We start from the raw sequence: 12,919 nt of genomic DNA, 5'->3' as shown, positions 1-12,919 counted from the left end.
GCTCGACGGCCGCGAACAGTTGGCGATCCCTGGCGAAGCCTATGCGGCAACGGATATAAACGGGTCGGTTGAAGGCGCCGAAAAGGGCAATCGGCTCGTTGCGACGACAATCGCCGCCAAGCCCTCAGACAAGACCATCATGGAAATCTCCACCATGATCAACGAGGGCGAACGCAGCGTTATCCGCAGCCGCCCCTTCGCGCATGTGAAAATGGCACTCGCCGCAAATCACGCCGCTCCCGGCGATTATCCGAAATTCGACCCGCTGAAGATCTTTTCCTCAGGCAAGGCGGAACCGGAAACGGAGAGTTCTACCGGTGTTATCTACGGTGCGGAAGTGGAATCGGAAATCCGGCTGAAGGTCACCGATTTCCCGGTCGCCGGCGCCCCGTATGACTACGCAGCATCCATGAGCGCGGAAGAAGCGGAAGAGGATGTGCGCACCAACGGCTCAATCCTGACGGACGAGACCTTCCAGGTCGCCATGCTTCACTATGTGAATCCGCAGCGCTTTTCCGGATCGAGTTCCCCCTTTGATTTCAGCACAAACCTCAATGCCCGTGTGGTCGCGGAAAACGTTTCCGTCGAACCTGCCCTTTCCCAGGGCAACAACACGGTTGAGTTCATCGACGACGTCATCGCCATTCGCGAGACGAAAACGATGCTGGATGCCCTGCTGACCGCAGGATATGCGGAAGGCGAGGCGAAATATGTCTCCGAGGTTCTGACTAGTGAGACCGGTTCATCGGAACTGCGCGAAGGCGATGTTTTCCGCATTGGCCTGGAGCAGCGTGACCGCGACACCCGTATCGTGCGCGCGTCGGCTTATCGGGGCGGCAAACATGTTGCCTCGGTCGCGGTAAACGATTTCGAGATCCTCGTGGCAGCCTCCGAACCGCCGAAATCTCCGGCCGTATCCACGGCGTTCGATGAAACGCCCGTGCCGGTTTTGAGCGGGCGCGATCTGCCGAGAGTCTATGACGGCATCTACAAGGCCGCTCTGTCTTACGGTATGGACTCCGATATGACGGACAAGATCATCCGTCTGCTTGCCAGCAATGTCGACTATCAGGCTCGCCTGAAGCCGACCGACACGATGGAGGCGATGTTCTCCGTCGACGAGGAGAGCAAGGAAGCGACCCAGGATTCGGAGCTTCTTTACCTTGCGGCAACCTTCGGCAACAACGACGTTGCGCTTTACCGCTTCCGAAATCCGGAGGACGGCTCCATAGACTATTACGATCCGGAAGGCCGTAGCGCACGCCAGTTTCTGATACGCAATCCGCTGCCCAACGGCCGCTTCCGTTCCGGCTTCGGCATGCGCCGGCACCCGATCCTGGGTTACAAGCGCATGCATTGGGGTGTCGACTGGAGCGCCCCGCGCGGAACGCCGATCATATCGGCCGGAAACGGCGTGGTGGAAAAAGCCGGATGGAACAAGGGCGGCTACGGCAAGCAAACGCTCATTCGCCACCCCAATGGCTATGTCAGCTCCTATTCGCACCAGACAAAGATCGCCAAGGGCGTTGTTCCGGGCGCACGCGTCAAACAGGGACAGGTCATCGGCTATGTCGGATCAACCGGCCTTTCAACCGGACCGCACCTGCACTACGAATTGATCGTCAACGGCCGCAAGGTCGACCCGATGCGGGTGCGCCTGCCGGACGGCAAGTCGCTGAGCGGAGAGGCACTGGCAACCTTCCAGGCCGAACGCGAGCGCATTGACAGGCTGATGGGCCGCGATGCGGACCCCGCGCGGCTCGCGGCGCTGAACTGATCAGATATAAAAAAGCCCGGCCTAGCCGGGCTTTTTCTTTTTCATCCAGTCTGTATCAGGCGGCTTCCGCATCCTTTCCGCCTTTTGCTTTGGCCGCTCCTGTTATCAGCAGCCTGTCGGAGCCCGCCGATATCTTGACGTGCTGACCATCGGCGATTTCCCCACCGAGGATCTTCTCAGCCAGCGGGTCCTGGACGAACTTCTGGATCACGCGCTTCAGCGGGCGCGCACCATAGGCCGGATCGTAACCCTTGTCGGCCAACCAGTCGCGGGCGTCTTCGCCGAGATCGATGGTGATCTTGCGTTCCGAAACCAGATCCGCCAGGCGCGCCATCTGAATATCGACGATGGCACCCATATCCTCGCGCCGAAGCCTGTGGAACAGGATGGTTTCGTCCACCCGGTTGAGAAACTCGGGCCGGAAAGATGCCTTGACCACTTCCATCACCTGATCACGAACGGAATCCACGTCCTGATCTTCGGCAAGACCTGTCAGATATTCCGCTCCGAGGTTAGACGTCATGATGATCAGCGTATTGCGGAAATCGACCGTACGGCCCTGACCGTCCGTCAGGCGGCCGTCATCAAGCACCTGCAACAACACGTTGAAGACATCCGGATGCGCCTTTTCTATCTCGTCGAACAGCACCACCTGATAGGGTCGGCGGCGTACAGCTTCAGTCAAAGCGCCGCCTTCTTCATACCCGACATATCCGGGAGGCGCGCCAATGAGGCGGGCAACGGAGTGCTTTTCCATGAACTCCGACATGTCCATGCGGACCATGGCCGTCTCGTCGTCGAACAGGAAATTGGCCAGTGCCTTGGTCAGCTCCGTCTTGCCGACACCCGTCGGCCCGAGGAAGATGAAGGAGCCGATCGGCCTGTTCGGATCCTGCAGACCCGCCCGGGCCCTGCGCACCGCCTTGGAAACGGCCTGAACGGCCTCGCCCTGTCCGACGACGCGCTTAGACAGCTCGTCTTCCATGCGCAAGAGCTTGTCGCGCTCGCCTTCCAGCATCTTGTCGACAGGAATGCCGGTCCAGCGCGAAACGACATGGGCGATGTGGTCCGGCGTCACGGTCTCCTCGACCATGGCCGACTTGCCTTCGCCTTCGGTTTCAGCTTCCTCGAGCTTGCGCTCAAGCTCCGGTATCTCGCCATAGGCAAGCTCACCGGCACGCTGGAATTCGCCGTTGCGCTGCGCGATTGCCAACGCATTGCGGGCATCGTCCAGCTGCTTCTTCAATTCTGCGGCAAGGCCGAGCTTCTGCTTTTCCGACTGCCACATGGCAGTCAGTGAATCGGCCTTTTCCTCAAGCGCGGCCAGGTCGATCTCGAGTTTCTCGAGACGGTCCCTCGACGCATTGTCGGTTTCCTTCAGCAACGCCTCGCGTTCTATCTTCAACTGAATGATGCGCCGGTCCAGCTCATCAAGCTCTTCGGGCTTGGAATCGACCTGCATGCGCAGCCGTGAAGCGGATTCGTCAACAAGGTCGATCGCCTTGTCCGGCAGGAAACGGTCGGTGATATAGCGGTTGGAAAGGGTCGCAGCCGAAACCAGGGCCGAATCCGAAATCCGAACCTTGTGATGCTGTTCGTATTTTTCCTTGATGCCGCGCAGGATCGAGATCGTATCCTCAACCGTCGGCTCCTCGACGAAGACAGGCTGGAACCGGCGGGCCAGAGCCGCATCCTTTTCCACATGCTTGCGGTACTCATCAAGCGTGGTGGCGCCAACGCAGTGAAGTTCCCCGCGTGCAAGAGCCGGCTTCAAAAGGTTGGAGGCATCCATTGCCCCGTCCGCCTTGCCGGCGCCGACCAGCGTATGCATCTCGTCAATGAAGAGGATGATATTTCCGGCGGCAGCCTGAACTTCCGAAAGAACGGATTTCAGCCGCTCTTCAAACTCGCCGCGATACTTCGCGCCGGCAATGAGCGCACCCATGTCGAGGGCAAGCAACTGCTTGTCCTTCAGCGATTCAGGAACGTCGCCGTTGACGATACGCAAGGCCAACCCTTCGGCAATGGCTGTCTTGCCGACGCCGGGTTCGCCGATCAGCACCGGATTGTTCTTGGTGCGGCGCGAAAGCACCTGGATCGTGCGTCGGATTTCATCGTCCCGCCCGATGACGGGATCGAGTTTGCCCTCGCGGGCTTCCTCGGTCAGATCGCGCGCATATTTCTTCAGGGCGTCATATCCTTCTTCCGCACTGGCGGAATCGGCCGTTCTTCCCTTGCGGATCTCGTTGATGGCCTGGTTAAGGCCCTGTGCCGTGACGCCGGCTTTTTCCAGAATTTCGGCAGTTGCCGAAGATTTTTCGATTGTCAGCGCCAGCAAAAGCCTCTCGACGGTAACAAAACTGTCTCCCGCCTTCTTCGCCGCCTCTTCGGCGGTTGCAAAAACCTTTGCCAGCGGCTGGGCAAGATAAATCTGCCCGTTGCCGCCTGATACCTTGGGCAGTTTGGCAAGTGCCGCATCAACGGCTATTCTTGCATCGTCCGCACGCCCTCCGGCGCGCTCAATCAGTGAGGCGGCCATCCCTTCCGGATCGTCCAACAGAACCTTCAGGATATGTTCCGGAGTGAACTGCTGATGCCCCTCGGCCAGCGCATGGGTTTGGGCGGACTGCAAGAAGCCGCGCACCCGCTCGCTGTACTTTTCCATATTCATACAAATATCTCCTTGTCATGTTCCGCCCGGCATGCGGCACGGAACAATGGATCCGGACTTGACCCCCGAAATCGGCGGGCCGTGGTTAGTGCTAATATGGGAATTGTAACGGGGTTCATTCAACCCCGGATTTCAATTTGACTTTGATCTGTGAAAGCCAAGTTGTCGCAGCCGTTTCCCTGACCAGACATGAAAAACGCCCGGCAAGCCGGGCGTTCAAAATCAGCGTTGGGCTGTATAATTCAGGCGTCGCGCGGGGCTGCCGCCACTTCCGGTGTCGTTTCAGTTGCTTCGGCCGGTGCGGGCGCGGCTTCCGAAACAACAGGAGCCGCATTTTCCTGAGCGCCTCCGCTTCCGTTGGCTTCCTCGCTGGCCGCACCGTTCTCGGCACCACGGGCGCGCCTCGGGCGGCCGGTTGTCCGGCGCCGCGAAGGTGTGCGGCGCGCCGGCTGAACGGCATCTTCGCCAATCGCTACCTCTGCGGGTGTACCGGAAATGACCGGCTGCGGCCCGGAACCGTCGACTGCTGCTTCCGATGTTTCGCGTTCGCCGGATTCTGCTGGTGCGTTGCTCCCTTCGGCCTGGGGCTGTTCGCGATCGGCATTGTCGCGGTCATCGCGCTGATAGCGTTCCTGCATCTGCGCCTGAGCAGCCGCGATAATGCGGTTATAGTGTTCGGCATGCTGCAAATAGTTTTCGGCCATCACCGTGTCGCCGGAACCAAGCGCATCGCGCGCCATCGCCGCATACTTATCGGCGATATGCTGAGCCGTGCCGCGAATCTTTACGTCAGGACCGGTGCTGTCGTAGGTGCGCGAAAGCGGATTACCGCTCTTTCTTTGATTATTATTACGCCCGCGACCGCGTTTGTTCTGCTGTCCTGACCTCATACGTCACTCACCTGAAATTGTCCTGTTGTCGGATTGCTCGATCTGCACCGGCTGTTGAAATCACTATTCGGCTGCCATGCTGCAGGCCGCATAAGGATGTGCGCTTGCGCTCTTTCCGCTTCACATTCATACAAGGGCAGATTCTGTGGCTGATGGTCGATCAGTGTCGCCGAAGCGAAACGCGAAGCAATCCTGGAGGATCGAATCTAAAGCGATGACCATGTGTTCAGCGTTGACGGGAAATTAGCGTGGTTTGCCGTCAATTCCAAGCCTTTTCTTTATCTAATTCGATTTACCTAAACCGCAAGGGTGGCCCGTTGCAACAGGTTGCCACGATCGCGCCCGTTCATCACTTTTCATGACCAGTGAGCCTATGGCGAGCAACCGGTTTTGATCCACTCGGCCAATCATGATTCGCGCCCTTGATTCAGTACGCCGGTCAGCACGCCATCAATGCGTCGTTTGAATTGCTCGACGTCACGCCGTGCTACAGCATCGGCCCCGTAAAGTGTCAGCATGCGAAACCGGCACTTCGGCGCACAGGCTCCGAGGATGGCGCGCGACAGGACCTTTCTGACCGGCCTGCCAAGCACAAACCGGTCGACCCACCACGGACTTCCCATTGTCGTCACCGCAACGCAGTGCCGCAACTTCATCAGCCGCGGCTTGATCGGACCGGCATTCTCACCGTGGTCATAGGCAATGCCGGGCGCCCATACCCGGTCAAACCATCCCTTCAGCAAAGCCGGAAAACCGAACCACCAGACCGGAAAGACAAGGATCAGCATATCAGCTTCCAGGAGTGCCCTTACCTGCTTGTCCACAGCGCCCGACAGGTATTGCGGCTCCTTGTACGTGGCGCGCTCTGATGCCGAAAGCACGGGATCAAAACCGGCCTCATAAAGATCGAGATGGTTTAGCCGGTGGTCAGAAGACCCGATCCGTTCCATCACGTGGTTGCAAAGGTCGCGGCAAAGACTGCGCTCGAGCGGATGACAACTGACAACCAGTATGTTGTCCGGTTTTTCATCCGGACTGGTCATGCCTGAGGCTTCCGGCTGAATATCAGAACCCGGTCGTTTCCGCCGAAATCCGTGATGCGCTCAAGACATCTGAAGTGATGATCCTGGAAAATGCCGCAAACGGCATCCTGCTGGTCATATCCGGTTTCAACGGCGATGTGACCGCCGGGCGCCAAGTGAGACATTGCACCCGCCGCAATCGAGCGATAACCGTCCAGCCCGTCAACGCCTCCGTCCAGCGCGACAACAGGATCAAAACCGCGCACATCCTCATCCAGTGTCGCAATGACGCCGTGACGGATATAGGGCGGGTTGGAAACCACGAGATCATATTCGCCTTCGACAGCGTCGAACCAGTTTCCGCATATGGTCCTGAACCGGTCCGATACGCCGAGGCGCTGCGCGTTGCGGCGGGCCGTCGCAAGCGCATCCTGCGAGATATCGGTCCCGGTTCCCTCCGCTTGGGGCAGTTCACAAAGCAGCGTCAGGCCGATCGCGCCGGTTCCGGTTCCAAGGTCAATCACGCGGCAACGGCCGCGCGCCGCAATGACCGAACGGGAAAGAGGAAGCACTGCAGAAACGAGTGTTTCGGTGTCGGGGCGCGGCTCCAGCGTTTCCGGTGAAAGCAGGAAATCACGGCCATAAAACGCACGCCAGCCCAAAATGCGATGGACCGGCTCATGCCTGCATCGCCGTTCAGCCGCACTGAGGATGCGCGCCACATCATCCTCGGATACGGCCTCCTTGCCTGCGAGGACAAGGTCCGTCAGGTCGAGATCGAGCAATCCGCATACCAGCGCCCGGGCATCATCCCCTGGCTGAGGCAGGTGCGTCTCTTCAAACCGCACCGACAGGTTCTTGATCAGTGCGTTTCGGGTCATCTCGCCCACGGCGGCAAACCGGTTTGCCTCAGGCACTGGACGTCTCGCCAAGAGCAGCCAGCAGATCGGCCTGATGATCGGCAATCAGCGCATCGACCACCTCGTCGATCTCGCCCATCATCATGCGGTCGAGCTTGTAAAGCGTCAGGTTAATGCGGTGGTCCGTCACCCGTCCCTGCGGAAAATTATAGGTGCGGATGCGCTCCGAACGGTCGCCCGAGCCAACCTGGCTCTTTCTTTCCGCCGAGCGTTCGCTCTCGGCTCTCTGGCGTTCCAGATCGAAAAGCCTGGCTCGCAGGATCTGCATGGCGCGCGCCCGGTTCTGGTGCTGCGATTTTTCCGCCTGGGTTACGACGATACCGCTCGGCACATGCGTAATGCGCACGGCAGAATCAGTCGTATTCACATGCTGTCCGCCGGCGCCCGACGCGCGCATCGTATCAATGCGGATATCTTCGTTACGAACCTCAATATCGATATCTTCCGCCTCCGGAAGCACCGCAACGGTTGCGGCGGATGTGTGGATGCGCCCGCCGGATTCGGTTTCAGGCACACGCTGCACGCGGTGAACGCCGGATTCGAATTTCAACCGCGCAAAGACACCGCGCCCGGTAATCGAGGCAACGATTTCCTTGAAGCCTCCCACTTCGCCCTCGCTGGCACTCATGACCTCGACTTTCCAGCCATGAGAGGCGGCATAGCGCTCATACATGCGGAACAGATCACCGGCAAAAAGTGCGGCTTCCGAACCGCCGGTTCCGGCGCGGATCTCCAGGATCGCACTCTTGTCGTCAGCGGCATCCTTCGGCAGCAGCATAACCTGCATGTCCTGCTCGAGCCGGCCGATACGCTCCTCAAGCTCCGGCAGCTCAAGTTCGGCCAATGCGCGCATTTCGTCATCCGTATCCGCATCGGAGAGCATGGATTTCAGATCGCCGATTTCGGCGGCGGTTTTGGCATGATTGCGGATGGTCGCGACAACCGGCTCCAACTCCGAATATTCGGACGCAAGTTTCACATAGACATCGGCTTCCGGTCCCTGTGCCATGCGCGCTTCGATCTCCTCGAAGCGGTTTTCAAGCTCGCGCATTTTTTCAAGCGGTAGTTTTGCCATTGTCAGCTCTCGGCAAGGTTAGAGAGGGATGCCGTTGGAGTCGGCAAAATCGGTCAGCAATTCGCGCACAGTAAACTCCGGCTCATCGTCTTCAAGAGCCGGGAGCAGCATTTGCGCCAATTTGCCCGCATCGAGCGCCAGCAACATGGATTTCACCGGGCCGATACCGGCGGGAGACATGGATATGGAGCGGAAACCAAGGCCGATAAGGGCCATTGCTGTCAGCGGCCGGCCGGCCAGTTCGCCGCACAGCGTCAGCGGCGTGCCGGCGGCATCGGATGCCGTTACGATCTGCCGCAGGATGCGCAGAAACGTCCGTCCCAACGGGTCGAACCGGTTGCTGACGCGCACATTCCCCCGGTCGCTTGCCATGGCGAACTGGAACAGGTCGTTCGAGCCGACGGAAACGAAATCGGCTTCCTTCATCAGTTCGTCGAGCTGCCACATGAGGCTTGGCACCTCCAGCATCGCGCCGAGTTCCAGCTTGCGCGGCAGGTCATAGCCGAACCTGGAAAGATGATTGACTTCCTTGTTCACCAGGGCGCGGGCCGCACGGAACTCACTGATCTCGGTGACCATCGGGAACATCAGCTTGAGTTCCCCGCCCGCCGTTGCACGAAGCAGCGCCCGCAACTGCATCCTCAATATGCCGGGCCGGTCCAGAGCCAGCCGCATGGCACGCCATCCGAGCGCCGGGTTCTCCTCATGCGCTGCCCGGAAATAGGGAATCACCTTGTCGCCGCCGATATCGAGTGCGCGGAACGTGATGGGCTTGCCTTTCGCCTGTCTGAGCGCGCTGCGGTAGAACTGCTCCTGTTCATCGACCTTCGGCATGGTCGATGCGATCATGAACTGCAATTCGGTGCGGAAGAGACCGACACCGCTTGCGCCGGACTCTTCAAGCTGCGGCAGGTCGACAAGAAGCCCGGCATTCATCTGCAGCGTGACGGGCACACCGTCGCGGGTCACCGGGTCCACCGGGCGCAGGGCGCGGTACTGCTCCTGACGCCGCGCGCTGAACCGGACTTTTTCCGCATAGGCGCTTTCCAGATCCGCCATCGGGCGCAGATGCACCTTGCCGTCGTCACCGTCGACGATGATCGAATCGCCGTTCTCGGTCATCGAGGCAACACCCGAAGCCTGCCCGACAACGGGAATACCCATGGCCCGCGCTACAATCACAACATGGCTCGTCACCGAACCTTCTTCCAGCACCAGCCCGCGAACCTTGGCTCGCGGATAGTCCAGCAGTTCGGCCGCTCCCATGGCCCGCGCCACGACAACCGCGGCTTCCGGAAACTCATCCTCATGCGCCTTGACGTTGAAGCCGGTAAGCTGGCGCAAAAGCCGGTTGGCGAGATCGTCGAAATCATGCAGGCGTTCGCGCAGATACGGATCGGTCATATGGATCATGCGCGCGCGCATGTCGCTCTGAACCTTCTCGACCGCGGCCTCCGCGGTCAGGCCGTTGCGGATGGCCTCTTCAAGTTTTCTGACCCAGCCGCGATCATGCGCAAACATGCGATAGGCCTCAAGCACCGCCCGGTGCTCGCCTTCCATCGATACGTCCCGGCGCGACAGCATGTCGTCAATCGAGATGCGCAGCGAATCGAGCGCATCCTCAAGCCGCGCCAACTCGCTGTCGATATCCTCGTTAAGCAGTTCGGTGACCACGATACGCGGCTCATGAAGCACCGCATAACCAAGCCCGATCCCGTCCGAATAGGCATCCCCGTCAATGGTAACCGGGCGGCTCAGATCCAGTTCGATCCCGGGGCGGGTGACCTTCTTCAGATCCCCGGTGGCAATCATTTCGGCGAGCACCATTGCCGTGGTCTCGAGCGCTTCAAGCTCGTCCTCGCGGTAATTGCGCATCGCCTTGTTCTGGATGACCAGAACACCCAATGTCCGACCGGCACGAAGGATGGGAACGCCGAGGAAGGAGTGGAAAATCTCCTCTCCGGTTTCCGGCAGGTAGGTAAAGGCAGGGTGCGATTGTGCATCCGACAGGCTGAGCGGCCTCGCCCCGGCGGCGATGGTTCCGACAAGACCCTGCCCCATCTTGAGCTGCGCCAGGTGCACCGCTCCCGGGTTGAGGCCTTCGGTGGCGTAGAGTTCCAGCACCCCGTCCGCCCGCAGAACATAGAAGGAGCAGACCTCAGCAACCATGTTCTGGGCAATCTGGCGCACGATCCGGTCGAGCCGTTCCTGCGGCTCAAGCGGCTCCGCCATAAGCTCGCGCAAGCGTCTCAGCATGACGCGGGGACCGGCCGATGGGTCTCTCATCGCGCTTTCGCACTCCGTTTTCATTTCACGGTCCGCGGGGCGGGTGTCGCGGATGCTTAAGTTTTATCGAGGCCGTAGACCGAATGCAAAGTGCGCACGGCGAGCTCCGCATAGGCCCCGTCGATCAGGATTGAGATCTTGATCTCGGATGTGGTGATGGCCTTGATGTTGATACCCTTTTCGGCAAGCGCGGTGAACGCCGTGGCTGCAACGCCCGCATGGCTGCGCATGCCGATACCGATCACCGAGACCTTGACCAGGCCCTGTTCGCTCTGGACCGCATCGAAGCCGATTGCCTCACGTGCCTTTTCCAGCACGGCAACGGCCTTGTCCATGTCACCGGACGGAATTGTGAACGTCATATCGGTCGACGTACCGTCCTCGGAAATGTTCTGGACGATCATATCGACATTGATATGAGCTTCTGCAAGCGGTCCGAATATCGCCGCCGACACGCCCGGCCGATCGGCAACGCGTCGCAGGGAAATCTGTGCCTCATCCTTTGCATAGGCAATGCCGGTTACGACTTCCTGTTCCACGATCTCATCCTCATCACAAATCAAAGTGCCGGGCGGGTTGTCAAAATCATCCATCCCGGGTGCATCGGGCTCCGTAAAACTCGACCGCACGAAAGTCCGGACCTTGTGGACCATGGCCAGTTCGACGGACCGCACTTGAAGCACTTTCGCGCCAAGCGATGCCATCTCCAGCATCTCTTCAAACGCAATGGTCTTCAGCCGCCGCGCGGCAGGTTCGATCCGCGGGTCGGTCGTATAAACACCATCCACATCGGTATATATATCGCACCGGTCCGCTTTCACCCCGGCGGCGATGGCAACGGCGCTCGTGTCGGAGCCGCCACGCCCCAGTGTCGCGATACGATTGTCCGGACCGATGCCTTGAAAACCGGCAACAACGGCGACCTGTCCTTCGCCGAAACGGCGGATCAGGTCCGTCCCGTCAATATCCAGGATCCGCGCAGCGCCGTGCGCATTGTTGGTCCGGATCGGAATCTGCCATCCCTGCCATGAACGCGCATTGACGCCCATCGATTGAAGCGTGATCGCCAGAAGACCGGACGTGACCTGTTCACCGGAGGCAACGACGGCATCATATTCACGCGCATCATGAAGGGCGGATGCTTCACGCGTCCATTCCACAAGTTCGTTGGTCTTTCCGGCCATGGCCGAGACCACCACGGCAACCTCATGTCCGGAATCGACCTCACGCTTGACATGCCGCGCGACGTTACGAATACGCTCGAGATCGGCCACGGACGTGCCGCCGAATTTCATGACAATGCGGGCCATCGGTCAGACCGGACTCCCAGGAGCAAGGTTAGAGCATTCAGTGATGCGAGGTGCGCATAAACCAAACCGCTCGTCGAATGCGAGCGGCAGCGCCGACCTCATAAACAAAAACCCGGCTGGCTGCAAGTTTCGGCCAGGCCCTTGTGAGCGCAAATGCCGCTCTTGACTTTCCACCCCGTTAAGCCGACTTGATGGGCCAGACTGCAGGAGACCGGTCATGAGCAACACCGAAGGAACGACGATAGATCAGGCTGAAGTCGACAGATTTTCAGCCATGGCCTCTGAATGGTGGGATCCGACCGGCAAATTCCGCCCGCTTCACAAATTCAACCCGGTGCGTCTGGAATATATCCGGGACCGGGCCTGTGCCCAGTTCGGGCGCGACCCCAAATCGCCACAGCCGCTTGCCGGGCTGCGCGTGCTCGATATCGGCTGCGGCGGCGGCCTTTTGAGCGAGCCCATGGCGCGTATGGGCGCCGAGGTTCTTGGCGCCGACGCATCCGAGACGAACATTGAGATCGCCAAGATCCATGCCACTCAAAGCGGCGTCGCGGTGGACTACCGGGCCGTTCCGGCCGAAGACCTCGCGGCGAACGGCGAAACATTCGACATTGTCCTTAACATGGAAGTCGTCGAGCATGTTGCCGATGTGGACCTGTTCCTGTCCGCCTGCGCCGGTATGGTCCGCCCGGGCGGGCTGATGTTTGTCGCAACGATCAACCGGACGTTCAAGGCGTTGGCACTTGCGATAGTCGGCGCCGAATACGTCCTGCGCTGGCTGCCGCGGGGCACGCATCAATACGAAAAACTTGTGCGCCCGGAGGAAATCGAAGCGCCTGTCGGCCGTTCCGGCATGCAGATGATCGATCGCACAGGCGTATTCTACAACCCTCTGTCGGATCGCTGGGACCTGTCGCGTGACATGGATGTCAATTACATGATGCTTGCCGCGCGGCCGAAATAGCGGC

Annotated in this window: 9 protein-coding genes (1 of these 9 only partly in view); 2 read left to right on the top strand and 7 right to left on the bottom strand. The window is 59.7% G+C overall.

Annotation, left to right across the window (positions count from 1 at the left end; genetic code table 11):
* Nucleotides 1-1,777, top strand: partial view of a M23 family metallopeptidase gene (locus OQ273_RS23130; RefSeq protein WP_267993472.1) — the 3' portion only. The gene continues 167 nt to the left of window position 1, outside the view; the window shows 1,777 of its 1,944 coding nt (coding positions 168-1,944); the start codon falls outside the window, past its left edge; the stop codon is at nt 1,775-1,777.
* A gap of 55 nt (nt 1,778-1,832) precedes the next feature.
* Here the strand turns inward: OQ273_RS23130 and clpB are convergent, their stop codons facing one another.
* The 7 genes from clpB to OQ273_RS23095 all read right to left on the bottom strand — a co-directional run bounded on the left by clpB (nt 1,833) and on the right by OQ273_RS23095 (nt 11,951).
* Nucleotides 1,833-4,448, bottom strand: a complete 2,616-nt coding sequence (gene clpB, locus OQ273_RS23125) for an ATP-dependent chaperone ClpB (RefSeq protein WP_267993471.1) — start codon at nt 4,446-4,448, stop codon at nt 1,833-1,835.
* A gap of 242 nt (nt 4,449-4,690) precedes the next feature.
* A complete protein-coding gene (locus OQ273_RS23120) occupies nt 4,691-5,338 on the bottom strand; it encodes a DUF4167 domain-containing protein (protein WP_267993470.1) in 648 nt (215 codons plus the stop codon).
* 407 nt (nt 5,339-5,745) lie between these two features.
* Nucleotides 5,746-6,381, bottom strand: a complete 636-nt coding sequence (locus OQ273_RS23115) for an NAD(P)H-dependent oxidoreductase (RefSeq protein ID WP_267993469.1) — start codon at nt 6,379-6,381, stop codon at nt 5,746-5,748.
* On the bottom strand, nt 6,378-7,241 hold the full coding sequence (gene prmC, locus OQ273_RS23110; protein WP_276562541.1) for a peptide chain release factor N(5)-glutamine methyltransferase: 864 nt from the start codon (nt 7,239-7,241) through the stop codon (nt 6,378-6,380). Before prmC ends, OQ273_RS23115 begins: the two co-directional genes overlap by 4 nt.
* Nucleotides 7,242-7,269: 28 nt before the next feature.
* The gene (prfA, locus tag OQ273_RS23105; protein ID WP_267993467.1) at nt 7,270-8,355 is read right to left on the bottom strand and encodes a peptide chain release factor 1; all 1,086 of its coding nucleotides are present in this window, start codon (nt 8,353-8,355) and stop codon (nt 7,270-7,272) included.
* An 18-nt stretch (nt 8,356-8,373) separates the two neighbouring features.
* Nucleotides 8,374-10,641: a phosphoenolpyruvate--protein phosphotransferase gene (ptsP, locus tag OQ273_RS23100; RefSeq protein ID WP_267993466.1), complete on the bottom strand. Its 2,268-nt coding sequence runs from the start codon at nt 10,639-10,641 to the stop codon at nt 8,374-8,376.
* Between the two features lie 56 nt (nt 10,642-10,697).
* On the bottom strand, nt 10,698-11,951 hold the full coding sequence (locus OQ273_RS23095) for an aspartate kinase (protein ID WP_267993465.1): 1,254 nt from the start codon (nt 11,949-11,951) through the stop codon (nt 10,698-10,700).
* Between the two features lie 217 nt (nt 11,952-12,168).
* Here OQ273_RS23095 and ubiG point away from each other — a divergent pair, with 217 nt between their 5' ends.
* On the top strand, nt 12,169-12,915 hold the full coding sequence (ubiG, locus tag OQ273_RS23090) for a bifunctional 2-polyprenyl-6-hydroxyphenol methylase/3-demethylubiquinol 3-O-methyltransferase UbiG (protein ID WP_267993464.1): 747 nt from the start codon (nt 12,169-12,171) through the stop codon (nt 12,913-12,915).
* Nucleotides 12,916-12,919 lie beyond the last annotated feature (4 nt).

It is taken from the genome of Hoeflea prorocentri (assembly GCF_027944115.1).
Classification (GTDB): Bacteria; Pseudomonadota; Alphaproteobacteria; order Rhizobiales; family Rhizobiaceae; genus Hoeflea_A; species Hoeflea_A prorocentri.
This window is presented reverse-complemented; position numbering and strand designations above follow the sequence as displayed.

Bases quoted from the DNA above. Each gene is read 5' to 3' on its own strand.
- clpB (WP_267993471.1), bottom strand. From the start codon at position 4,448: ATGAATATGGAAAAGTACAGCGAGCGGGTGCGCGGCTTCTTGCAGTCC.
- OQ273_RS23120 (WP_267993470.1), bottom strand. From the start codon at position 5,338: ATGAGGTCAGGACAGCAGAACAAACGCGGTCGCGGGCGTAATAATAAT.
- OQ273_RS23115 (WP_267993469.1), bottom strand. From the start codon at position 6,381: ATGACCAGTCCGGATGAAAAACCGGACAACATACTGGTTGTCAGTTGT.
- prmC (WP_276562541.1), bottom strand. From the start codon at position 7,241: ATGACCCGAAACGCACTGATCAAGAACCTGTCGGTGCGGTTTGAAGAG.
- prfA (WP_267993467.1), bottom strand. From the start codon at position 8,355: ATGGCAAAACTACCGCTTGAAAAAATGCGCGAGCTTGAAAACCGCTTC.
- ptsP (WP_267993466.1), bottom strand. From the start codon at position 10,641: ATGAGAGACCCATCGGCCGGTCCCCGCGTCATGCTGAGACGCTTGCGC.
- OQ273_RS23095 (WP_267993465.1), bottom strand. From the start codon at position 11,951: ATGGCCCGCATTGTCATGAAATTCGGCGGCACGTCCGTGGCCGATCTC.
- ubiG (WP_267993464.1), top strand. From the start codon at position 12,169: ATGAGCAACACCGAAGGAACGACGATAGATCAGGCTGAAGTCGACAGA.